Consider the following 21,456-nt stretch of genomic DNA (forward strand, 5'->3'; position numbering starts at 1 on the left):
CGCGTGATGCGTCCAGCGAGCTGCCGCCACCGTCGGATACCGTGGCATGAATTCCACTTTTCGACGGGATCACGCCATGGCACCCATTCACCGAGTCGTCGTTCTGGCCGTAGACGGGGTGTACCCCTTCGAACTGGGCATTCCCAGCCGGGTCTTCGAGGCGGCGGACGGCCGCTACGAGGTCCTCACCTGCAGCGTCGACGGCCGCCCGGTCCGCACCAACTCCGACTTCTCGATCACCGTCGAGCACGGCCCGGAGGCGCTGCGCACCGCCGACACCGTCGTCATCCCGCCCTTCATCCCCACCGCCGTCACGAGGGAAGTGCCACGGGCCGTGACCCAGGCGCTCGCGTCCGTGGCTCCGGGCGCCCGCCTCGTATCGATCTGCACCGGCGCCTTCGTCCTCGCCGCAGCCGGTCTCCTCGACGGCCGGCCGGCCACCACCCACTGGATGGCCGCGGACCTCTTCCGCGCCTGGTTCCCACAGGTCGCACTCGATCCCGACGTCCTTTTCATCGACGACGGAGATGTGCTGACCTCGGCCGGTGCCGCGTCCGGGCTCGACGCCTGCCTGCACATCATCCGCAAGGACCACGGCAGTGAAGTCGCCAACCAGGTGGCCCGCAGGTGCGTCGTCCCCCCGTGGCGCGACGGAGGACAGGCGCAGTACATCCAGCACCCGGTGCCCGAGGCCACGGCCAGCGGAACGGCCACCGCCCGTCAGTGGGCGCTGGAGAACCTCCACGAGCCGATGACTCTGGCGGACCTCGCCGAGCACTCCCACATGAGCCTGAGAACCTTCGCCCGCCGCTTCACCGAAGAGGTGGGCATGAGCCCGGGACGCTGGCTGATCCAGCAGCGCGTCGAGCGGGCACGGCACCTCCTGGAAACCACCGACCTGCCGGTGGACGAGATCGCCGGCCAAGTCGGCTTCGCCGGCGGCACATCGCTACGGGAACACCTGCATGCCGCCATCGGCGTCTCACCGCTCGCCTACCGGCGCACCTTCCGCGGCGCCCTGTCCCCCTCGCACTGAGCCCAGGAGTCCGCACAGTGCCCGCCGATGCCGATGCTCGGTGCCCCGCGCCCGCACGGTCGTGCCATCGTCAGACGCGCTGCCCGGCGTCCAGCAGGGCGAGGGCGTTGTTCACTCCCTGATCGAGGAGCTCATGAGCGAGCTGACTGTCGGTCAAGGCGCGGGAAAGCTGCAGTGTCCCGGCCATCATGCCGAGGAGGCTGAGCGCCTTCACACGCGCGGAGGACGGGTCCTCGGGCGCCATGCGGGCGGCCATGCCGTCGACGAGGGCCAGCACGCCGTCGGTGTACGCCTGCCTGGTGGTGTCGGTGCAGCGCCCGATCTCGTCGAGCAGAGCGGCGTTGGGGCAGCCGTCGCCAAGGCTGTCGCGGTGCTGGGGCGACAGGTATCCGCGCACAATCTGCTCGAGTCCGGCACGGCCAGGTGCAGCCCGCGCGACGACATCCTCGGCCTGCACCTTCAACTGCTCGGCGATTGCCGTGGTGACAAGGTCGTCTTTGGATTCGAAGTGCGCGTAGAAGGCCCCGTTGGTCAGCCCGGCGTCCTTCATGAGCGTCGAGACTCCGGAGCCGTCGATACCGTCCTGCTTGAGCCGGCGCCCCGCCGTCTCGATGATGCGCCGCCTCGTCTCCTGCTTGTGCTCTTTTCCGTACCGCACCACAGCACACACGCTCCTTCGCCGGCCGGAAGGGCCGGTTGCCCTTCACCGACTCCGCAAGTCTATGGTATTGCGAACGTAATCTAAAAAATCCCACGGACCGGGGGACCGAGGGCCCGCCTGCGGAGTCACACCCGGGGGGCGGGTACCGGGAAGAGCATGCAGCTACTGGTGGCGTGGGCGAGGAGGCGGTCCGTCGCGTCGACCAACTGGGCCTGGGCGAGGGCGGTTTGGCGGCCCTTGCTGACGACCGTGCCGATGGCACGCACCGGGCCGGTGTCCACCGTGATCCGTCGCAGGAACTTCACGGTCAGGTCGAGCGAGGTGTACGCCATGCCCTGCGGGAGGGTGGACTGGACGGCGCAGCCCGCCGCCGAGTCGAGCAGAGTGGCGAAGATGCCGCCGTGCACGCTGCCGATCGGGTTGTAGTGGTCCTCCCCCGGTGTCAGCGAGAAGACCGCCCTGCCGGGCTCCACCTCGTCCAGGGCGAAGTCGATGGTGTAGTTGATGGGCGGTGCCGGCAGTCGCCCCGCCTGCAACTCGCGCAGGAAGTCAATGCCGGCCATGCGCCCTGCGGCCTCCGCCGAGATCGCGGGATCGTCCCAGTGATACGTACGCGTTCGCCCCACGGTCCAGCGCCTTCCCTCTGACTGTCAGCTGACTTTTTCAAGCGAAGCTAGACTTTCGCTCACCTGACTGTCAATGGCGAAGTCAGGATCGTACGATGGCGGAATGGACTGGCTTGAGGCGAGCACGGAGAACTGCCCCGTTCAGCGCACGCTCGACGTGATCGGGGAGAAATGGACCCTGCTGATCCTGCGTGACGCCGTCAACGGCGTCCGCCGCTTCGACGACTTCCACCGCCACATCGGCCTGTCGGAAGCCGTCCTCAGCGACCGCCTCCGCAAGCTGACCTCGGCCGACATCCTGAAGACCGTCCCCTACCGAGAGCCCGGCAGCCGCTCCCGCAACGAGTACCGCCTGACCCGCAAGGGCTGGGACCTGTGGCCCGTCCTGATGGCACTGAGCCAGTGGGGCGAGTCGTACGCCCTCGGCCCCGAGGGCCCCGTACTGGACGTCCGCCACACCGACTGCGACGCCCCGGTCCGCGTCGTCGTCGAGTGCTCCGCGGAACACTCCGCCCTCACTCCCCGCGACGTCACCGCCCGGCTGGGAACAGGCGCCCACCTCCGGTCCTGAAGATCATGAGCCATCTGCCTCGCGGTCGCGGGGCAGGCGGCGGTGAAACATCAGCTGAGTGCCGTGTACGCCGGCCGCCGCCGTTGCCCTGTGCGGTGTGTGAACCACGCGACGGATCCTCAGCCCGGACGACGACCCGAAAGTCGGCGAGCTTGGTCCCGCGGCTGTGCGCGCGTCGCTGAAGCCGCCGTCGTGGTCGGCCGTCCCGACTCTCGTCTGCCGGACCGGGACGAGATCGCGGGCGTCGCGGACCTGCGCGCCGGCCCAGGCCATGTCGGCGTCCGTCCACCGTCCCGAACCGGCAGGCGCGTGGATCTTGCAATTGCCGTGCCCGGATCGCCCGGTCAGATCTTCGTCTTCTCCCGGACCCACGCGCCGATCTGTGCGATGGCGGCGTCAGTTTCCGGAATCCGGCCGGCCCCGTAGACGTATGAGTGCTGGCCTCCGGGGACCACGACGGTCGCCGTGTCGATTCCGGCGTCCTTGACGCGGCCGGCGAACTCCTCGTCCTCGCCGGCCAGAACCTCGTACGTTCCCCAGGAGACGAGGGTCGGGGGCAGACCGCTCAGGTCCGCCCGGTTCAGATTGATCCTGGTGTCCGTGAACTCGATGCCCGTGCCGCCGATCCAGGATTCCCGGAAGAACTCCAGCAGTTCCTTGCTGAGAATCTTGTCCGTCTCGGCGTTGGTCGCGATGGTCTCGTTGGCGATCTCGAGGTCGCACCAGGGGGAAATCGACACGATGGCGCCGGGCATCGGCTGCTTCTTGTCGCGGAGGCGAAGCGCCAGGGCGACGGCGAGGTACCCGCCGATCGAGTGGCCGATCGTGATGATGTTTCCCGGTGCATACCCTTCGGAGAGCAGCCAGTTGAAGGCCGCCTCCGAGTCGTCCACCTGAGCCGGGTACTTGTGTTCCGGTGCCCGACGGAAGTCCAGGACCAGTACGGGGGCCCCGGCGGCCTTGGCGACATGGCCGGCGAGCTTTCGGTCGACGTGTGCCGACGCCAGAACGGAGCCTCCGGCGTGAGTGTGCAGGAGGACGAAGTCGGTGTTGGCGTCGACGGGTTCGCACCAGATTCCCAGAACGCCACCCGCGTCCACCTCCCGGTAGGTGACGCCTTCCGGCTCCCGGGCCGCGAGATGGACTTGCTCCGCCTGGATGCGCGCCGCATCCACCTCGGACGGGGGATTCTGCCCCGCGACCAACCATTCCGCGAATTGGATTGCTTCCGGGCTCAGTTCAACTGCAGCGTGCTCAGACATTTGGTACCTCCATGGGACCATTTGGGCGTACCGGCCCGCCAGGACCGGTATGGCCGTGGATGTGGGTGGGGTTTGTCAGGCGGTGTGGGTGGGGTAGTCGGTGTAGCCGGCCTCGCCGCCGCCGTAGAACGTGGCGGGGTCGGGGGTGTTCAGGGGTGCGCCGGTGCGTACGCGCTCGACGAGGTCGGGGTTGGCGAGTGCCATCACGCCGACGGTGACGATGTCGGCCAGGCCGTCTTCGATGTCCTTGGCGCGGGTGGCGATGTCGGTGCCGGCCCGGTTGAGAACCAAGGTGTTCGGCCACAGCTTGCGGAGGGTGTGCAGGAGTTCGTCGTCACCGCCGTGGCCGATGTGCAGGTAGGCGAGGTCGAGCGGGGCGAGGGCGCGTACGAGTGCCGGGTGTCGCTCTCCGCGATGTCGTTGAACGGGTTGCCGGGAGAGATCCGGAAGCCGGTACGGCCGACGCCGATCTCGTCCGCCACCGCGGTGGCGACCTCGACGGCGAAGCGGATGCGGTTGTCGATGGAGCCGCCGTAGCGGTCGGTGCGCTGGTTGGTGTTGGCGGCGAGGAACTGGTGCACGAGGTAGCCGTTGGCGCCGTGGATCTCGACGCCGTCGGCGCCGGCCGCGATGGCGGCCGCGGCGGCGCGCCGGAAGTCCTCGACCGTGGCGGCGACCTCCTCGGTGGACAACTCGCGCGGTACCGGCATCTCCTGAGGGCCGGACGCGGTGAACATGGTGCCCGCCGGCTGGACCGGGGAGGGGGCGACCGGCTGCCGGTGGTGGGGGGTGTTGTCGGGGTGGGACATCCGTCCGACATGCATGAGCTGGATGACGATGCGTCCGTCGACGCCGTGCACGGCGTCGGTGACCTTGCGCCAGCCGGCGATGTGCTCCTCGGAGTAGATGCCGGGGGTGAGCGGGTAGCCCTGTCCGTCGGCGTTCGGCTGGGTGCCCTCGGTGATGATGAGGGCGTGCGAGGCGCGCTGGGCGTAGTACTCGGCGTTCAGCTCGGTGGGTATGCCTTCCGGGGTGGACCGGTCCCGCGTCATGGGGGCCATCGCAAGCCGGTGCGGCAGGGAGATCTCCCCGGCGACGATCGGGTTCCACAGGGCATTCGACATGGATGTTTCCTCAGATAAAGGGTGAGAGAGCTGCGGGTGGCGGGCTGCCTGCCCCGTGGGGAGCGCGTAGACGATGACCGGCCGGATGGGCCCGGTGACCTTCCACCGTGAAAGGGGGGACTGCGTGGAGGGGTGGTCGGCGGTGCGGACGGGCTCGCAGCGGCGCACATGACCGCCGCCGATGCAGGCGGTGCCGGGCCCCGGCTGTTCGCACGGGCGGAGGCCGAGCGCGCCGGTCTTCCCCACGCCGGAGGACACATCGCTCGTGTGCAGCAGCGGCCGTGCCGTTGCCACAAAGGGGCCACCAGGATCAGGTCGTAACCCGGTCGGCAAGCCGCTGCGCGTAGGCGGTACCCAGGCCGGCGGATGCACCAGTGACGACGGCGCTCCTGGTCTACATGGTCAAAGGGGTGGATCTCATTTCTGGGGTGGCGGATGCGTGGGGGCCAAAGCGTCGACCTCGCTTTAGATTACGATAGATATCTAAAGCCATCCAGTCAACGCCCCGACGCCGTCAGCCCCACCCGCGACCGACGCACCGCGGCCGGCCGCTCGGCACTTCGCATACGATAGATGCGCTTTACTATCTATCGTGGGCAGGTGACTGATGAGTCGCGTTTCGCAAGCACAGGCGCTCGAGAACCGCAGGCGGGCGGTCGCCGCGGCCTCCCAGCTCTTCCGGGAACGGGGCGTGAACGGCATCAGCGTCGCCGATCTGATGAAGTCCATCGGGCTGACGACGGGCGGCTTCTACAAGCAGTTCCCCTCCAAGGAGGCCCTGATCGCCGAGGCGGCTCAAGCCGCTTTCGGGGACCTCGACCTGCTCCTGGCGTCGTTCGACACGACCCACGGCGATCACGACACCGCACGCGGCGCCCTCGTCGACTTCTACCTGTCGGCCGAGCACCGCGACCAGCCCGGCACCGGTTGCCCCACCGCGGGATTCGCAGGGGACATGGCTCGCGAGTCCACAGCTGGGGAGGTGCGCGAGACGTACGCAGCCGGAGTCGAGGAATTCGCCAAGTGGCTGTCCACCGACGCCAACGACGGCCTTCCCATGGTGGCCACTCTGGTCGGCGCGATCCTGCTCGCCCGGGCCACGGCGGGCACGGAACTGTCGGAGAAGATCCTGGAGTCGGCCCACAAGACCCTGACTGCACCAGACGGGCCTTGAACCGGAATCCTGAAGACGGGCTGCGCGGCGGTGGCCCAACGCCACGCGGTAAAGGGGTCGTTGGGCCCGTCAAGAGGGTCGGTTTACGTACCTGCACGGCATGGACTCGTTCGCAGCGGATCTGAGCGTCGACGTGCGCAGGGTGACCCCAACCTCATCTGAGTTTACTTTTCTATACCCAGTGGGTAGCGTCATGGCCAGCACATCAACCCGGCCGCACGCGAGAAACGGGCGCGCAGGGGACCTGCGCGAAGGATCACATCAACCACCGGAAACCCACTTGGAAAGACGGCCGGCATGAAGGCATTCGTCGTCGAGAAGTACGGCAAGGACGGCGCGCGCGCCACAGAGGTACCCGAGCCCACCGTCGGGGACCGCGACGTCCTGGTCAGAGTGAGCGCCGCCAGCATCAACCCCCTGGACAAAATGGTCCGCAACGGGGAGTTCAAGCAGCTCCTGAAGTACAAGCTTCCGTTCGTGCTCGGCCACGACCTGGCCGGCGTCGTGACACGGGTCGGCTCCGCCGTACACGGCCTCAAAGTCGGCGACGAGGTCTACGCCCGTCCGCGCGACCTTCGGATCGGAGGTTTCGCGGAGTTCATCGCGATCGACATGGACGATGTCGCGCCCAAGCCGGCCTCCCTCACCCTCCAAGAGGCAGCCGCAGTGCCGCTGGTGGCCCTGAGCGCCTGGCAGGTCCTCGTTGACCGTGCCCAGGTGAAGCCGGGACAGAAGGTGCTCATCCACGCCGGTGCCGGCGGCCTCGGCTCGACGGTCATCCAGCTCGCCAAACACCTCGGCGCCACAGTGGCGACGACCGCGAACACTGATTCCGAGAAGCTGGTCCGGAGCCTCGGTGCCGACGTCGTCGTCGACTACACCAAGGAAGACTTCTCGAAGGTGCTGTCCGGCTACGACCTGGTGCTGGACTCCCTGGGCGGAGCGAACCTCGAGAAGTCGCTGACCGTCCTGAAGCCCGGCGGCCTGGCCATCAGTGTTGTCGGCCCGCCGGACGCCGACTTCGGCAAGCAGCTCGGCGCCCCCTCTTTCCTGCGCCTGGTCATGAACGTGCTCAGCCGCAAGATCCGCAAGCGGGCGAAGGCACTGGGCGTGCGCTACCAGCCCTTCTTCATGCAGGCCAACGGCTCCCAGCTGCGCAAACTCGCTGCCCTTTACGACAGCGGGAAGCTCCGCCCGGTCATCGACAGCACCTTCCCGTTCGACCAGACGCTCGAGGCGATGACGCACGTCGAACAGGGCCGCACCAAGGCCGGCAAGGTCGTGGTCTCGATGGTGCCCGCCAACGACTGAGCCCGTGCCGACCACGGACCCTACGTCCGGCACGGTCACCGAAGGGGCGACGACGCCCTCGGCGATCCAACAGCGGCTACGGTCGCGGAGGCCGCCGCTGTAGGCGCCTCGCTGTCATTGCGCACTCCATATGGCTCGCGGCACAGCGCGCCACGCGGCTCTGCGCCGCTCCGAGCCGTGGTCGAGCCCCCTCAAGCCCCCGCCCCCGTTGCGTGTCGGGAGTGTGATCACGGCGGACATGCTCAGGACGACAGCGTCCGTCCACCGAGCGGCGCACGTTGCCAGTTGGGAGTGCTGTCCTTGCCAACCAGGGACGCACGGGCCTCCCCGACCGCCTCGATCGAGCCCGTCCGCGGAGACGAAGTACGTGGCCGGCCCCGTGTGCTCGACCATGCCGGCCGGCATGCGTTACTTGTGTCCGACACTGTTCCGCACGCAGCCCCACCACCGTCTCTCGATGCCACAAAGGAGTGCGCGATGGGAACGTACGAGGATGTCTTCCGCGCCAGTACCGAGGACCCGGAGAGCTTCTGGCTGAAGGCGGCCGAGGCCATCGACTGGGACGCCACTCCGCGGCGCGCGCTGGATTCCTCGGGCGCACCGTTCTACCGCTGGTTTCCCGACGGGCGACTCAACGTCTGTTTCAACGCGCTCGACCGGCACGTCGAAGCCGGCCGCGGCGAACAGTCCGCGCTCATCTACGACTCCCCCGTCACCGGCGCCCAACGCACCTACAGCTACGCGCAGTTGAGGGACGAGGTCGCGGCCTTCGCCGGAGCACTCGCCCAGCTCGGTGTGGGACACGGCGACCGCGTGGTCATCTACATGCCGATGGTCCCCGAGGCCGCCGTCGCGATGCTGGCCTGCGCACGGATCGGCGCAGTCCACTCGGTCGTCTTCGGCGGGTTCGCCCCGCACGAACTCGCCCTCCGCATCGACGACGCCGCCCCCAAGGTGGTCGTCTCCGCCTCCTGCGGCATCGAGGGCAAGCGGGTCATCGCGTACAAGCCCCTGCTCGACCGGGCCATCGAACTCGCCGCCCTCAAGCCGGAGAAGAGCGTAATCCTGCAACGCCCGCAGGAGCCGGCCGAGTTGGGGCCGGACGATCTCGACTGGGGCGAGCTGGTCGCCGCCGCGCCGCCGGCCGACTGCGTTCCCGTCGCCGCCACCGATCCCCTGTACATCCTCTACACGTCCGGAACGACCGGAAAGCCGAAGGGAGTCGTGCGTGACTGCGGCGGTTACGCGGTCGCCCTGCACTGGTCGATGGGCGCCGTCTACGACGTGGGCCCGGGCGAGACGATGTTCACCGGCTCCGACGTCGGCTGGGTCGTCGGGCACTCCTACATCGTCTACGCACCCCTGCTGGCCGGCGCCACGACGGTCCTGTACGAGGGCAAGCCGGTCGGCACCCCGGACGCGGGCCAGTTCTGGCGCGTCGCCGCCGAATACCGGGTCAAGACCATGTTCACGGCGCCCACCGCCTTCCGGGCGATCAGGAAGGAGGACCCGAAGGGTGCGCTCACCGCCGGCTACGACCTGACCGGCCTGCGCTATCTCTTCCTCGCCGGCGAGCGCCTCGACCCCGAGACCTATCATTGGGCGAGCGGCCTTCTGGGCGTCCCGGTGGTCGACCACTGGTGGCAGACCGAGACCGGCTGGCCCATCGTCGCCAACCCGGTCGGCATCGAGGCCGCTGCCCTCAAACCCGGCTCCCCCACCCGCCCGCTGCCGGGCTGGGACGTCCGCGTCCTCGACCCCTCGGGCGAGCCGACGCCGGCGGGCGTCGACGGCGCGATCGTCGTCAGGCTCCCCCTGCCGCCCGGCGCACTCCCCACGCTCTGGAACGACGACGACCGCTACGTCGCCTCCTACCTCTCGGCCTACGACGGCTACTACCTCACCGGCGACAGCGGCCACATCGACGACGACGGTTACGTCTTCGTCATGGGCCGCACCGACGACGTCATCAACGTCGCCGGACACCGGCTGTCCACCGGCAGCATGGAAGAGGCCCTGGCCGCCCACCCCGACGTCGCCGAATGCGCCGTCATCGGCGTCGCCGACGAACTCAAGGGCCAGATCCCGCGCGGCCTCGTCGTCCTGAAGGCCGACAGCAACCGCGAACCGAGCGACGTCGAGGCCGAACTCGTCCAGCTCGTACGCGAACGCATCGGCGCCGTCGCCTCTCTCAAGGACGTGACGGTCGTGGCCGCCCTCCCCAAGACCCGCTCGGGCAAGATCCTGCGCAAGACCATGCGCGGCATCGCCGACGGCCACGACGAACCCATCCCCTCCACCGTGGACGACCCCAACGTCATCGAGACCCTGCGCCCGGTCCTCCGCCGCGCCGGTCACACCCCGTGAACGGCCGCCAGTGCCCTGGCCCGACGGCGGGCGAGCGCGTCCACCGTCACTAGGCGCGGAGCAGGCCCCCTCACCGCGCGGCCCTCCCCGAGCCCTCGGGAAAACACCCGCCGATGACGAGCTTCCCCGCCAGGCAATGCCGGTTACAACGGAGTTCCCCATAGACAGGAGATCGACCAAGATCCTTCTGTCGTACGAGGAACTCCGTTGGATGCTCAGTGTCGCAACCCGCCCGCAACAACCACCATTTGAGGGACGGCCGCGTCAGCGCCGCTGGAAGGCGCGGTTCAGGACGTCGCGGGTGACCGCCAGCCCGACCCGGTGCCCGTGCTCGGAGGCGAAGCGGTAATGCACGCCGGCCCAGATTCGCGCCTCCAGGAGTTCGGCTGTCGCCGCCCGAAGGCTGTCGTAGTGGCGGGTCGTGCCGGAGGCGGGGCTGTACGCGGCGAACGTGAGGTCGTCACGGCCGAAGAACGACCCCAGGGCCGTCATGACCGCCGTGGTGAAGCAGGCGTGGCCCGACGGGTACTCCGGCGACGGGGCGGTGACCCGCAGCGGCGTCCAGTCCGGGTCGGGATCGGTGGCCGCGTTGCCGTCGGTGCCGGCGAGCGGAATGGCCGTCACCGGGCGCCAGAAGTTCCAGTGCGCCTTGGCCTTGTAGCAGGCGATCAGGGTGTCGGTGGAGGCCACATACACCATGGCGAGCAGCCGGGCCGTCCGGAGGCTGCTGAGGTGGTGCGCGCCGGCGAGTTGCCGGGTGATCGACCATTCGACCATCTGGGGGTCGTCCCACCAGATCGCCGCCTCGGTCTGGTCCTCGGTGCGGACGGTGCTGGTGGCCGCGCCGAGGCTCTTGACCTCGTTCAGGTTGCGGGCCCAGGCGGCGCTGGTCAGGGCCGGCGGGGGCTTGACCGGGTAGACGCCGGCGTCGGGGACGACGAACGGCTTCAGGTTCGGTACCCAGGCGCCGACGCCGACGTAGTTGGGCGGGGTGGGCCGGTATTCGCCTGGCTCGGTACCGACGGTCCACGGCGCGGTGGGGTCGAAGCCGTCGTCACGGCGGCTTTCGGTCATCGCCGCGGCGGCGGCCCTGCCGACGGCCACCCCGCCGTCCTCGGCGCGGCCGTCGGGGATCGCGGCCAGCGCCTCGTCGTACCGGGCGTTCAGCGACTCGGCCTGCCCGGGGAAGAGCCACAGCAGCGTGTCGTGGGCGGCCGCGGCGACCGCCGCGGCGGTGGAGTCCCCGGGGCGGCTGCGGGGCGCGCTGACCAGGGGCTCGTACGGACGGCCGGCGACGGCGTTGACCGCGTCGTACACGGCGCCCTGCACGATGGCGAAGCTGCGGTTGCCGGTGGTGGGCGACTGCTTGGCGGTGTCGTAGATGGCGGTCTGGGCGTGGATGTTCCAGGCGATGACGGGATTGCCCGGGGCGGCCTCCACGCCGCTGTGTGCCTCGGCGGTGGTGGCCGTCAGTGGGACGGTCAGGGCGAGTGCGGTGAGGACCGCAATACGTCGTAACCCTCTGAATGATCCGGCGAGCGGGCGTTGTGTCACGAGACCCCCATGGGCTTGTCGGTGACAGGCTGTCAGAGCCTATCGGCGGGGGTCAGTTTTGTCGTTACACCGACAATCATCGACAATCCGACGGCGTTCACACCCGGATGTCCGTCACCTCGGCGACGAATGCGCGCGCTCCGGCCGGCCGCGGTGGGCCGCGCCCTGCAACCCGAGTGAGTCGGGCCGAGCACACCGCCGACGACCCGCTGTCAATCGCCGGAATCGGTCTGACTCAGCTTGCGCCCGATCTGCTTCCGCTGGCGATCTCCGCGTTGGTCAACCCCGACGCGGCCAGTCTCGCCACATGGCGTTCCTGCGGGGTGAGGTCGAACTGGGTGTCGACCGTTCGTTTGCGTGCCGTCTCCCCGGTGGCCAGCAGCTCCACCCTCGCCCGCTCGGCGAAAGGCGCGGCTCCCCCCCCCCAGGACTCGAACGACTCGTGCGCGGCGCGCAGCTGGACCCTGGCGTCGGCACGACGCCTGCGCCGGCGGAGCCACTCGCCGAACAGCAGGCGCGACCATGCCAGCTCCACGGCCACTGGGACCCTCCCGAGCTACGAGATCGATTCCTCGTACAGCTGCTCGGCTCCGTCATTGTCGGTCATCAGGGCCCGGCAGCGCGCGAGCAACCCCAACGCCCATGGGGTTCCGGCCACACGAGCGCGCTCCTCCATGCGCTCCATGGCCATGACGGCTGCCTTCCGGTCGCCGACCCGCAGCCCGGCCTCGACCATTCCGGCGAGATTGACGTCGCCGATGACCACCGAGCGCTCGGCAAAGACCATGAGCAGGGCGTCGAGCGCCTCCCGGTACCGCCTGCGACCGATCTCGAAGATGCTCAGGCCTGGCCGGACCACCGGTACGTCGATCCGATCCCCAGGTTCTCGGCCATGGCGTTCATGGTCGCGACCGCGGCCCGCAGCTCGGCTTCCCGACCGGTCCAGGCGTACAGCAGGGGTCGGAGGCCGGAGTTCGGGAGGCATGGGAACCTGGTCGCCTTTCGGTTCGGGGACAAAGGAGTTCGGGGACAAAGGAGTTCAGCTGAGACAGGGATCGAGGGTGTCGAGCAGCCGGTGACCGTCGCTGGCCCGGCCGGTCCGTTGTCGCCACCGGAGGTGTCCGCCGCGCAAACCGTGATGGCCGGCCACGTCAGGACAGCACTGGGTCAGCAGCGTTCGCACCGGGGCCCCACCCCCAGCAGGACGTATCCACCGACGCCCGCCACGGACAGGGGTGGACCCCGGTGCGAGCCCTGTCAGGACACCGGTCACCTGGGAAGCGGGCGTCGGAAGGAGGGCACGGAAATGGATGGGACCGTAGCAGCGACTGGGCGAGCGCGAGGCACACGAGCTCGGAGTCGGTCAACACCGGGGGGCCTGCCCACCCGTCGTGGTCCCGCCAGTTCGTCGTCGATCTTCATGTACAGGGCGGTCAGTGGGGTCTCGATGTCGTTCGTCGCACAACGATCAACGAGACCCTTCTCCTTTGCGCCTGCAGGACTTCGGACCTGCTCGTCCAGCCCTACCGACCGGGGTGGGGAGGGGCCGCTCAGCATGCGTTACGGCGCGGGAGCGGCCCCCGCTCACAACCGGCGGGTGAACTCCTGGCGGTCGGCGAAGTTCTCGTAGCCTGCCCGTTCGAAAGCCATGATCATGGCGGTGTTGGCCGCGTCGCAGTCGCCGCGGATCTCCTCGGCGCCCGCTTCGACCAGCAGCCGCGTGCCGCGGGCCACCACCGCCGTCGCGTAGCCGTTGCCACGGCAGGCGGGAGACACAGCCACCAGGCCGATCACCGCGGTCGAGGGGTTTCGGGCGGGGAGGCTGAGGGCAGCTGGCGTGCCGTCCGGAGCGTAGCCGAGTTCCCACCACGTGGGCTCGTACGAGAACTCCTCCATGTCCGCGAAGAGGCTCTCCGCGGCACGCCGGGCGCCATGCCGGGCGACCTTGGCGGCGAGTTGGGCGTCGGCGCTGGTCGGCAGCGCCTCGGCGAGGAGAGCGATGAACGGCTCACGGCCCAGACTGGGCAGGGAATGCCAGGTCAATCGGTCATCATGCGAAGTGAGTTCTACCCCCGAGCGGCGGCGGAAGCGGCGACCGTCACGGGCCCGCTCGAAGCCCGCCAGACCGAGAAGCTCGGCGCGCCGTTCCGGCTCCGCCTGGTACTGCGGCGGCTGCGTCGGCGAGTCGATGACGTGCTCCAGCTCCGTGGCGCCGAGCGAGTCGGCCAGGGCGACGGCCTCGGCCAGCAGCGTCTGGCCGGTGGCCAGGCCGGGTTCGTCCCACGGTGTCTCAAGGAGCACCAGGGCCATCGGGACGTCGTTCCCGGGGAAGGTCCATAGCGCGGTGGCCGCGGTGAGCCGACCGGCCTCGTCCTCCGCGACCAGACACCACTCCGGCCGGGTGCACTTCTTGGCAAGCAGGTCGGTGAGGTAGGCGGCCGTCCCGTCGTTGCGCTCGGGCTGGTCGGAGTGCTGGACGAGGGCAGGTAGTTCGTCTGGGCGCGCTATACGTATGGGCATGTACTGGGATCATCCTGTCTCTCGATGACGTAGCTGGCTTTGCATGAAATCGCCACCCAGTGGCACCGGCGGGCCTGGCTGTTCCTGCTCTTGTCAGACCGACCATCAGACCCGGGCCTATGGACTGGATACTGTCGGGTAGCGCACCACCAACACCCCCTCCACATCCCTCCCCACCGCCTCGTACTGATGCGGTACATCCGCCGCCCACTGGGCGTGGCCGCCCGGGCCCACCTCGAGCGGGGCGGAGGCGGGACCAACCCGCGCCGTGCCGCTGAAGACCAGCAAGTGCTCCTCCGTGCCCGGCACATGAGCGGCCGAGCGCTGCACCGCGCCGCTCTGAATGCGGATGCGATACACCTCCGACACCGCAGCCGCGTCCTGCACGCGGTCCATCAGCACCGCGTGCACCGCCGCGCCCTGCACCGGGGCGGCGCCGACGACCGTGCTGAGCGGCGCCTCGAGGGCAGTGGTCAGCGCGTACAGCGTCTCCAGGGTCGGATTGCGCCGGCCGGTCTCCAGTTCCGAGAGCGTGCCCTTGCCGACGCCGGAGCGGCGGGCCAGTTCCGACAGCGACAGGCCGCCGTCTTGGCGCAGACGGCGCAGCCGCTCGCCCACCTCCTGGGCCAGTCCCATAGCTTTCCGCCCCTACCGCGCCGGTGAAGCATGGTCATGACGCGACTAGCGTTCCACAAACAGAACGTTCTGTAAACGGAACGATCGTGGCGATGCACACGCACCGCGGCTCAGGCGGGGTTCGGACCTGCTCGTCTAGCCCCGATGGCCGACATCGGCCTGTCCGGCTGCACGAATGTGGGGTCGTCCAGGCCGGCGCCGGCCTTCTTGCCCCACATGGCCAGGCGCCAGATGCGGGCGATCTCCTCGTCGGGGGCGTCGGAGCGCAGGGCGGCGCGGAGGTCGGTTTCCTCTCTGGCGAACAGGCAGGTGCGCACCTGGCCGTCGGCGGTGAGGCGGGTGCGGTCGCAGGCCGCGCAGAACGGGCGGGTGACCGAGGCGATGACGCCGACGCGGTGCGGCCCGCCGTTGACCAGCCAGCGCTCCGCCGGGGCCGAGCCGCGGGCCTCGTCGTCGTTCAGCCCCGGCATCAGGACCGAGTTGACCTTGACCGGGGTCAGGCCCGCCTCGCGGGCGGCGTGCAGGCCCTCTCTGATCGACGAGCTCCGGGCTAGGAACCCGGCCTTCCGTGAAGTGTGGACGCACCACGATGTGCGTGCGCACCACACCGGATTGCAGCGGTTGCGTCATCCGGTCGTGGGAGACCTCACCCTTGCCTTCGAGACCCTTGATGTGCGGGCCGACCAAGGACTCTCGATCATCGTCCACAGCGCCGGACCGGATACGACTACGGCCGCCAAGCTGGCTCACTTGAGGAGGTGGGCCGCAGGAACGGCGGAGTTAGAGGTCCTAACAGAAGCTGTTGATCATGTGACTGTCGGTCTGGTTGCTGCACGGCTTCCGCCGCCTGCGGATCCGCTGGGAGCGACGCGACGACATCCACGAAGCCTTCCTCGGCCTCGCCACCTGCCTCATCACCCAACGGCACGTTCAGCGCCTTTGTTAGGACCTCTAAGACGCCGGCGCACCGCCCCACCGACACCAGCGCCAGCGCCAGCGCCACGGACGCGCCATATGACGCACTGTCCCAGCTTCGGGAGGGGTCCCGATCCCCGCCACTACGATGCGCAAGAAGGGACCGGAACCAGAACCGAAGACGGAAGTGGAGCCCGAACCTGAGTCAACCCCGAGGCAAGAGGGCAATGTCGGAACGGAGAAGTCCCACCGCATTGAACCGCATCCGAGATGTGTGAGTTGCCGACGAAACATCGATCCTGAGGACTTGCGTCCCGACCCGATGGGTGAGCGGGGCTTGTGGGACATCGCCGCGAACCTCGGTCTGACCCGGGAGGATCTCGCTGGGCCGATGGTCGATGTCAGCGCCCAGCTCTACGCGCGGCGGTGCGATCGCTGCAATTCCTGGATGTGCCATGTGTGCGTGGACAAGGTCACCGGGCACGGCGGGCGGCCGGCCAGGCACCAAAGCTGCGGAGGCATCTTCCGGCCGAAACAGGTCGGTTGACGGAACCGGGCTCCGCTCTTTTGGCCCCTCGACGCGAGAAGGCGACAGAGAAGGGACTGAGCCATGACAGACGATGTCATTGCCTGGATCGCATCAGGTGCCGTTCTCGGGATGATGCTGCTGATGTGGGCATTTTGGGCGTGGAGCATGCGTGACGCGGATGAGCCCACAGAGCGGCCTCGAAGGAAAACCGCGCCGGCGCCGCATTCGGCATATACGCTCTCGTGCGCCTACTGCGGCTATACGTGGCCGGTTCCGGATCCTGCATCTGAAACACTGAAATGTCCCAACCCTGCGTGCGGTCGAATGCATCAGGGAATCCGGTACCCCGACCCTTGGGACCGACCATACCGGTAAGGTTACTTAGAGTTCCTAACAAAGGCGCTGAACGTGCCGGTGGGTGATGAGGCAGGTGGCGGAAGCCGTGCTGCCAGGAGATCGTTCTCTCGACGACATAGCGGAAGATGCCCAGGCCGGAGCCGTGTGGTTGGCCTCGTTCGGCGATGACCGGGCGGATGCCGCGGGCCCAGAGCAGGCGCCGGTACTTGTCGTGGTCGTAGCCGCGGTCGGCGAGGAGTACGCCGGGTCGGTGTCTGGGCCGGCCGACGACGCCGGCCACGGCCGGAACCTTGTCCAGCAGAGGCAGCAACTGCGTGACGTCGTTGCGGTTTCCGCCGGTCAGCGACACCGCGAGCGGGATGCCCTGGCCGTCGGTGAGGACGTGGTGCTTGCTGCCCGGCCGTGCGCGGTCGACCGGCCTGGGCCCGCCTTTTGGGCCGCGCCGAGCGACCCGCACGTGGGAGGAGTCGATCACCGCCCGCGACCAGTCCAGCTTCTTCGCGGCCCGTAGCTTCTTCCGCAGCACCAGGTGCAACTCGTCCCACACGCCGGCCTCGTTCCACGCGGCCAGCCGCCGCCAGCACGTCATCCCCGAGCCGAAGCCCAGCTCTTGGGGCAGGTACTCCCACTGGATGCCGGTGTGCAGCACGAACAGGATTCCGCACAGCGCCTGCTGGTCCGGTATTCGCGGCCGCCCCTCCACCAGCTTCGGACCCGGCTCGGGCAGCAACGGCTCGATCAGCGACCACAGTTCGTCCGGGACAATCCACGGTCGCGACTCCCTCCTTCCCACGACAACACCAACGAGCAACCAAGACCGACAGTCACATGACCAACAGCTTCTGTTAGGACCTCTAATAGTCAAGACCTGTGGGTCAAGTCAGCTTGGCTGCGCGGGGTGTTGGAGGCGGCGGGTGGCGGTGGTCAGTTCCTCGGGGGCCCAAGAGTCGCTGCCGAGGGTCTGCTGATTCTGGGGTTTGGCAGCGAACGCCCGGTGGGCCGAAATCGGTCCCGTTTCACTCGAGCCGGCCGAGTTTCACGGTCGGGCAGTCGCTCTGATGTCGCTGAAACTCTCGCCCGGTCGCTGCGTCACAGTCGGCAGCCGCCGACGTAAGTGCGCTCAGATCCCGGTGCTGCCAGGCTGTTCGGTGCCCCGCCGCGCTTCGGCGAGCAGGACGCCCAACCGGCGCAGGACGTCCACTTGGGCGTCGTTGTAGATGTCCTGGATGGCCTGGCCGACGGTCTTCTTCGCGAACTTCTCGCCGCGCGGGGCGTCGGCGGGCAGGGTGCGCAGACCCGGGTGCTGCCGGTACAGCGAGTGCACGAAGGCGACCAGCCCTTCGGCGACGTCGGCGCGGGTCTGCTCGTCGGCGTCGGCGGGCAGCCGCTCGAACCTCTCACCGGCGGCATCCATTACGGGGTTCCTCATCAGGTCCGCATAGGCCGCCGTGCCCTTCGGGCCGAGCACCCTGCTCATCACGGTGACGAACGAGCGATCCGCGTCGGACATCGGGGTGTCGACCGCGGCCGCGGCGAACTCCGGAGGCAGGTCGGCCGGAACCGACTTCTTCAGGATGAACCCGAGTTCCATCCTGGCCCGCTGCAACCGTTCGATGGTGGCCGCCAGTTCGGCGTCGAGCGTGCGCAACGCCTCCTCCGGATGATCATCGGACTCGCCCATCTCGGCGATCTGGGACAGGGGGAACCCCAGGTCGACAAGGCGCTTGATGCGCAGCAGCCGCACGAGGTGGGCCACGCCGTACTGCTTGTAGCCATTGGCCCGGCGTTCCGGCTCGTCGAGCAGACCGACCTCGTGGTAGTGCCGTACCGCCCGCAGGCTGGTGCCCGCGAGCTCGGCGATCTCACGCGTGCTCCATGCCATGGCTTCGCACTCCGTTCGGCTGCTCGCGCGTCAGCGCGCGGCCTCGACTCACTCCATTCGAAACCATGCCGTCGCGGCACGGTCAAGCGCCACCCCACCCCTCCGCAAGGGCTTGACTGTGCCGTGACGGCACGGTTTTTCGTGGTTCCCATCGCATCGACGGCACGGGTTCGCGAAGACCGAGGAGACGCCATGACCGAGCACCACCGCACCGACGCGGCCGGGCATCACCCCGCCGACAGGACACCGGCCGAGCCCGCCGCGCAGAGCGAAGCGCATCAGAAGCTGCTCGACCAACTCGGCGGTACGAAGGGGATGGTGTACACGGCGATCCCGATCTCGGCGTTCGTCGCGGCGAATGCCGCTCTCGGGCTGACGCTCGCGATCGGCATCGCACTCGCGGCGGCCCTGCTGATCACCGTGTGGCGGATGGCGCAGGGGGAGCCGTTCACCGCGGCGGCCGGCGGTGTCTTCGGAGTCGCGGCCGCCGGCGGCGTCGCGGCGTGGACCGGCTCGGCGGGTGGCTTCTTCCTGATCGGCATCTGGGCGAGCTGCGCGGGCGCGGTGCTCCTGCTCGTCACGTTGCTGGCCCGCAGGCCGGTGACCGGCCTGCTGTGGAACGCGCTGCACGGCAACAGGCACCCGTGGTGGGGCGACCGCCCCAGCCTGCTGGCGCACGACATCGCCACCGCCACCCTGACCGTCCTGTTCGCGGCACGGTTCGGCGTGCAGCAGTGGCTCTACGAAAGCGATGCCACGGGCTGGCTGGCTCTCGCCAAGGTCGGTATGGGCGTGCCCCTGCTCGCATTGGCTCTGCTGGTCGTCTTCTGGGCGTTCCGCCGTACGACCAAGCGGCTCGTAGAGCCGGCGACCCAGTGAGCCGGCGAGCCGGTGAGCCGGGCGACGGCCCGGCATGACCGTGCCGCGACGGCACGGTGCCACCTCGCACCAGCAGAACCCGCACCAGCAGAACCCCTCGTTCCCGCCGAACTCAAGGTCGGCCACACGTCGTTTCCGGAGGAGACCATGAAGAAGATTCCCGTGCCCGCCGCGGCCACTGCGGCAGTCGCCGCGCTGGCGTTGGCCGGTGGGTCCGTCGGCCCTGCCGGCGCGGCACAGTCCGCTGCCCCCACGGTGGCCACCGCCGAGGACCCGGTGACGCACAAGGACAACGACCGTGTCCCCAAGGGCGCGGCGTGGACACAGCACTACTTCCCGTCCTCGGACGGCTCCGGCACCGAGCTGCACGCCGATGTCCTGCTGCCGGAGAAACTGCCCCAGGGCGAGAAGGTGCCGGTCATCCTCTCTGTCGGCGCCTACTTCGGCCACTCCGGAGAGCTCACGGACGAGAAGTGGAAGAAGACCGGCCCGTCTGCACGCTTCAAGGACCTCGCCGAGGGCGGCGACCTGTTCGACCGGGGCTACGCCCTGGTGCAGGTGGACCTGCGCGGCTTCGGCGGGTCCAACGGCTGCCTCGACTACATGGGCAAGGGCGAGCAGGCCGACGTCAAGGCGGCGATCGACTGGGCGGCGAAACAGCCGTGGTCCACCGGCAAGGTCGGCATGTACGGCAAGTCGTACGACGCGACGACCGCCCTGGTCGGCAACAACCTGGACCAGGACGCGCTCAAGGCCGTCGTCGCCCAGGAACCCGTCTGGGACATGTACCGCCTGACCCGCTCCAACAGAGTGCCGAAACTGGGCGGGGTCCTCGCCCCCAACACCTACAACCAGATAGCGCAGTTGCCGCCGCTGCCGGACGACCAGGAGCGCTACAAGAGGAACAACGGGTACGAGCTGAAGCACCCCGAGTGCACCGCGTACAACACGGACAACAACCTCAAGGCCGACTCCGAGGATCCGTACTGGCAACAGCGCGATCTGGCGAAGCAGGCCAAGGGCAGCGACACCCCGCTGTTCTTCACCCAGGGCTTCATCGAGTCGAACACCAAGCCAGAGGCGATGCAGGAGTACCTCGCGGGCCACCAGGGCACCGAGCGCGGCTGGCTCGGCCAGTGAGACCACGTACGCGGCAACGAACGCACCGAGGACGGGCGGCTGCAGATGGGGCGGGCGGGCTGGTTCAAGGAGGTGATGTCCTTCTACGACCAGCATCTCAAGGGGATCGCCCCCACGACCGACTACCCGGCCTTCGCCGTCCAGGACAGCACCGGAGCCTGGCGTTCCCAGGACACCTGGCCCCTCTCGGACCGGTCCGCCGACGTGGTGCTGCGCGACGGGTCCTACGTGGACCAGGGCGAGCCCGGCGACTCGGCGAGCTTCCTCACGTGGTCCGAACCGGTCGAGCGCGACATCCGCATCACCAGGACGCCCAGGATCGAGATGGACACCGAGGGCAGTGGCAACGTCATGGTCAAGCTGTACGACGTCGCGCGGGACGGTTCCGCCGTCATGTTCGACGAGCAGGTGGCGATCGTGGATGCCTCCGGCCACGTGGCCATGGACCTCAAGTCGACCGACTGGCGTCTGAAGGCCGGCCACTCCCTGGCCGTCGAGATCGGCACCGTCTATGACGGCGCGTGGATCGACACCCCGACCGGCGACCGCATCAAGGTGACGGACGCGCGCCTCGGCCTCTCCGTCGACGACCCCTCCGACGACCAGGCCACCGAAGGCAAGCGCTCGCCGTACCTCGACACCTACGTGAAGGCGTACACGAAGAAGAAGTTGGCGACGCAGCTCCCGTCGTTCACAGTCCCTTCGGCTCGTGACTGATCCCCGGCGCCGCGACAGGCGCATGCAGTCGACGCGTCAGGACCTGGCGGACTACCGGAACTGGCGATGTGGCGCGAGTAAGAACCACCGCGGATGGATGCCCTCGACGGCCAGCTTCGGGATCTTGTGGCTCTGTTCACCAGTTTCGACAGCACCGCTCGGTCCAGCTGTTCGAACAGTCCGGCTGTCTTCGCA

The 21,456-nt window shown here is 68.7% G+C and carries 16 protein-coding genes and 7 pseudogenes; 10 read left to right on the top strand and 13 right to left on the bottom strand.

The window, feature by feature from the left end:
• Nucleotides 1-76 precede the first annotated feature (76 nt).
• The gene (locus ACTWQO_RS04155) at nucleotides 77-1,036 is read left to right on the top strand and encodes a GlxA family transcriptional regulator (RefSeq protein WP_443235822.1); all 960 of its coding nucleotides are present in this window, start codon (nucleotides 77-79) and stop codon (nucleotides 1,034-1,036) included.
• A 70-nt stretch (nucleotides 1,037-1,106) separates the two neighbouring features.
• On the opposite strand, the gene ACTWQO_RS04160 is transcribed toward ACTWQO_RS04155, so the two are convergent.
• On the bottom strand, nucleotides 1,107-1,697 hold the full coding sequence (locus tag ACTWQO_RS04160) for a TetR/AcrR family transcriptional regulator (protein ID WP_443235823.1): 591 nt from the start codon (nucleotides 1,695-1,697) through the stop codon (nucleotides 1,107-1,109).
• 125 nt (nucleotides 1,698-1,822) lie between these two features.
• The gene (locus ACTWQO_RS04165) at nucleotides 1,823-2,323 is read right to left on the bottom strand and encodes a PaaI family thioesterase (RefSeq protein ID WP_443235824.1); all 501 of its coding nucleotides are present in this window, start codon (nucleotides 2,321-2,323) and stop codon (nucleotides 1,823-1,825) included.
• A gap of 103 nt (nucleotides 2,324-2,426) precedes the next feature.
• Here ACTWQO_RS04165 and ACTWQO_RS04170 point away from each other — a divergent pair, with 103 nt between their 5' ends.
• Nucleotides 2,427-2,894, top strand: coding sequence for a winged helix-turn-helix transcriptional regulator (locus tag ACTWQO_RS04170; RefSeq protein WP_443235825.1), 468 nt, complete (start codon nucleotides 2,427-2,429; stop codon nucleotides 2,892-2,894).
• A gap of 344 nt (nucleotides 2,895-3,238) precedes the next feature.
• Here ACTWQO_RS04170 and ACTWQO_RS04175 read toward each other — a convergent pair whose 3' ends face one another.
• Both ACTWQO_RS04175 and ACTWQO_RS04180 read right to left on the bottom strand, forming a co-directional pair.
• Nucleotides 3,239-4,156, bottom strand: a complete 918-nt coding sequence (locus ACTWQO_RS04175; RefSeq protein WP_443235826.1) for an alpha/beta hydrolase — start codon at nucleotides 4,154-4,156, stop codon at nucleotides 3,239-3,241.
• Nucleotides 4,157-4,231: 75 nt separating this feature from the next.
• A pseudogene (locus tag ACTWQO_RS04180) lies at nucleotides 4,232-5,280 on the bottom strand (alkene reductase).
• Between the two features lie 607 nt (nucleotides 5,281-5,887).
• Between ACTWQO_RS04180 and ACTWQO_RS04185 the strand changes: the two are divergent.
• The 3 genes from ACTWQO_RS04185 to ACTWQO_RS04195 all read left to right on the top strand — a co-directional run bounded on the left by ACTWQO_RS04185 (nucleotide 5,888) and on the right by ACTWQO_RS04195 (nucleotide 10,132).
• Nucleotides 5,888-6,454 (top strand): TetR/AcrR family transcriptional regulator, encoded by a 567-nt coding sequence (locus ACTWQO_RS04185; protein ID WP_443235827.1) that lies wholly within the window; start codon nucleotides 5,888-5,890, stop codon nucleotides 6,452-6,454.
• Nucleotides 6,455-6,751: 297 nt separating this feature from the next.
• Complete coding sequence (locus ACTWQO_RS04190) at nucleotides 6,752-7,765, top strand: NADP-dependent oxidoreductase (protein ID WP_443235828.1); 1,014 nt, start codon at nucleotides 6,752-6,754, stop codon at nucleotides 7,763-7,765.
• A gap of 477 nt (nucleotides 7,766-8,242) precedes the next feature.
• Complete coding sequence (locus tag ACTWQO_RS04195) at nucleotides 8,243-10,132, top strand: propionyl-CoA synthetase (RefSeq protein WP_443235829.1); 1,890 nt, start codon at nucleotides 8,243-8,245, stop codon at nucleotides 10,130-10,132.
• Nucleotides 10,133-10,396: 264 nt separating this feature from the next.
• Here ACTWQO_RS04195 and ACTWQO_RS04200 read toward each other — a convergent pair whose 3' ends face one another.
• From ACTWQO_RS04200 to ACTWQO_RS04230, 7 genes and pseudogenes are all read right to left on the bottom strand, one after another.
• Nucleotides 10,397-11,686, bottom strand: a complete 1,290-nt coding sequence (locus ACTWQO_RS04200; RefSeq protein ID WP_443235830.1) for a vanadium-dependent haloperoxidase — start codon at nucleotides 11,684-11,686, stop codon at nucleotides 10,397-10,399.
• A gap of 235 nt (nucleotides 11,687-11,921) precedes the next feature.
• Nucleotides 11,922-12,221 carry a hypothetical protein gene (locus ACTWQO_RS04205; protein ID WP_443235831.1) on the bottom strand — a complete coding sequence of 100 codons (300 nt, stop codon included), beginning with the start codon at nucleotides 12,219-12,221 and terminating at the stop codon, nucleotides 11,922-11,924.
• Between the two features lie 21 nt (nucleotides 12,222-12,242).
• Nucleotides 12,243-12,545: a hypothetical protein gene (locus ACTWQO_RS04210; protein WP_443235832.1), complete on the bottom strand. Its 303-nt coding sequence runs from the start codon at nucleotides 12,543-12,545 to the stop codon at nucleotides 12,243-12,245.
• A 460-nt stretch (nucleotides 12,546-13,005) separates the two neighbouring features.
• A pseudogene (locus ACTWQO_RS04215) lies at nucleotides 13,006-13,108 on the bottom strand (IS982 family transposase); the annotation flags it as partial.
• Nucleotides 13,109-13,270: 162 nt separating this feature from the next.
• Nucleotides 13,271-14,206, bottom strand: a complete 936-nt coding sequence (locus ACTWQO_RS04220; RefSeq protein WP_443235833.1) for a GNAT family N-acetyltransferase — start codon at nucleotides 14,204-14,206, stop codon at nucleotides 13,271-13,273.
• 117 nt (nucleotides 14,207-14,323) lie between these two features.
• Nucleotides 14,324-14,842 (bottom strand): helix-turn-helix domain-containing protein, encoded by a 519-nt coding sequence (locus tag ACTWQO_RS04225; RefSeq protein WP_443235834.1) that lies wholly within the window; start codon nucleotides 14,840-14,842, stop codon nucleotides 14,324-14,326.
• A gap of 110 nt (nucleotides 14,843-14,952) precedes the next feature.
• Nucleotides 14,953-15,390: pseudogene (locus tag ACTWQO_RS04230) on the bottom strand (hypothetical protein); the annotation flags it as partial.
• A 25-nt stretch (nucleotides 15,391-15,415) separates the two neighbouring features.
• On the opposite strand from ACTWQO_RS04230, the pseudogene ACTWQO_RS04235 reads away from it, so the two are divergent.
• The 3 genes and pseudogenes from ACTWQO_RS04235 to ACTWQO_RS04245 all read left to right on the top strand — a co-directional run.
• A pseudogene (locus ACTWQO_RS04235) lies at nucleotides 15,416-15,535 on the top strand (MmyB family transcriptional regulator); the annotation flags it as partial.
• Between the two features lie 136 nt (nucleotides 15,536-15,671).
• A pseudogene (locus ACTWQO_RS04240) lies at nucleotides 15,672-15,788 on the top strand (IS5/IS1182 family transposase); the annotation flags it as partial.
• A 276-nt stretch (nucleotides 15,789-16,064) separates the two neighbouring features.
• The gene (locus ACTWQO_RS04245) at nucleotides 16,065-16,304 is read left to right on the top strand and encodes a hypothetical protein (protein WP_443235835.1); all 240 of its coding nucleotides are present in this window, start codon (nucleotides 16,065-16,067) and stop codon (nucleotides 16,302-16,304) included.
• Nucleotides 16,305-16,713: 409 nt separating this feature from the next.
• Here ACTWQO_RS04245 and ACTWQO_RS04250 read toward each other — a convergent pair.
• Together ACTWQO_RS04250 and ACTWQO_RS04255 are read right to left on the bottom strand one after the other, a co-directional pair.
• Nucleotides 16,714-17,436, bottom strand: a pseudogene (locus ACTWQO_RS04250) (IS5 family transposase); the annotation flags it as partial.
• A gap of 327 nt (nucleotides 17,437-17,763) precedes the next feature.
• Nucleotides 17,764-18,525, bottom strand: coding sequence for a MerR family transcriptional regulator (locus ACTWQO_RS04255; protein ID WP_443235836.1), 762 nt, complete (start codon nucleotides 18,523-18,525; stop codon nucleotides 17,764-17,766).
• 192 nt (nucleotides 18,526-18,717) lie between these two features.
• Between ACTWQO_RS04255 and ACTWQO_RS04260 the strand changes: the two genes are divergently transcribed.
• Together ACTWQO_RS04260 and ACTWQO_RS04265 are read left to right on the top strand one after the other, a co-directional pair.
• Nucleotides 18,718-19,404: a DUF3159 domain-containing protein gene (locus ACTWQO_RS04260; protein WP_443235837.1), complete on the top strand. Its 687-nt coding sequence runs from the start codon at nucleotides 18,718-18,720 to the stop codon at nucleotides 19,402-19,404.
• 147 nt (nucleotides 19,405-19,551) lie between these two features.
• Nucleotides 19,552-21,261: pseudogene (locus ACTWQO_RS04265) on the top strand (CocE/NonD family hydrolase).
• The last annotated feature ends 195 nt before the right edge of the window (nucleotides 21,262-21,456 follow it).

It is taken from the genome of Streptomyces sp. 4N124, from assembly GCF_052245395.1.
Lineage (GTDB): Bacteria > Actinomycetota > Actinomycetes > Streptomycetales > Streptomycetaceae > Streptomyces.

Excerpts from the sequence above, each read along its gene's own strand:
- ACTWQO_RS04155 (WP_443235822.1), top strand. The coding sequence starts at position 77 with ATGGCACCCATTCACCGAGTCGTCGTTCTGGCCGTAGACGGGGTGTAC.
- ACTWQO_RS04170 (WP_443235825.1), top strand. The coding sequence starts at position 2,427 with ATGGACTGGCTTGAGGCGAGCACGGAGAACTGCCCCGTTCAGCGCACG.
- ACTWQO_RS04175 (WP_443235826.1), bottom strand. The coding sequence starts at position 4,156 with ATGTCTGAGCACGCTGCAGTTGAACTGAGCCCGGAAGCAATCCAATTC.
- ACTWQO_RS04185 (WP_443235827.1), top strand. The coding sequence starts at position 5,888 with ATGAGTCGCGTTTCGCAAGCACAGGCGCTCGAGAACCGCAGGCGGGCG.
- ACTWQO_RS04190 (WP_443235828.1), top strand. The coding sequence starts at position 6,752 with ATGAAGGCATTCGTCGTCGAGAAGTACGGCAAGGACGGCGCGCGCGCC.
- ACTWQO_RS04195 (WP_443235829.1), top strand. The coding sequence starts at position 8,243 with ATGGGAACGTACGAGGATGTCTTCCGCGCCAGTACCGAGGACCCGGAG.
- ACTWQO_RS04220 (WP_443235833.1), bottom strand. The coding sequence starts at position 14,206 with ATGCCCATACGTATAGCGCGCCCAGACGAACTACCTGCCCTCGTCCAG.
- ACTWQO_RS04225 (WP_443235834.1), bottom strand. The coding sequence starts at position 14,842 with ATGGGACTGGCCCAGGAGGTGGGCGAGCGGCTGCGCCGTCTGCGCCAA.
- ACTWQO_RS04255 (WP_443235836.1), bottom strand. The coding sequence starts at position 18,525 with ATGGCATGGAGCACGCGTGAGATCGCCGAGCTCGCGGGCACCAGCCTG.
- ACTWQO_RS04260 (WP_443235837.1), top strand. The coding sequence starts at position 18,718 with ATGACCGAGCACCACCGCACCGACGCGGCCGGGCATCACCCCGCCGAC.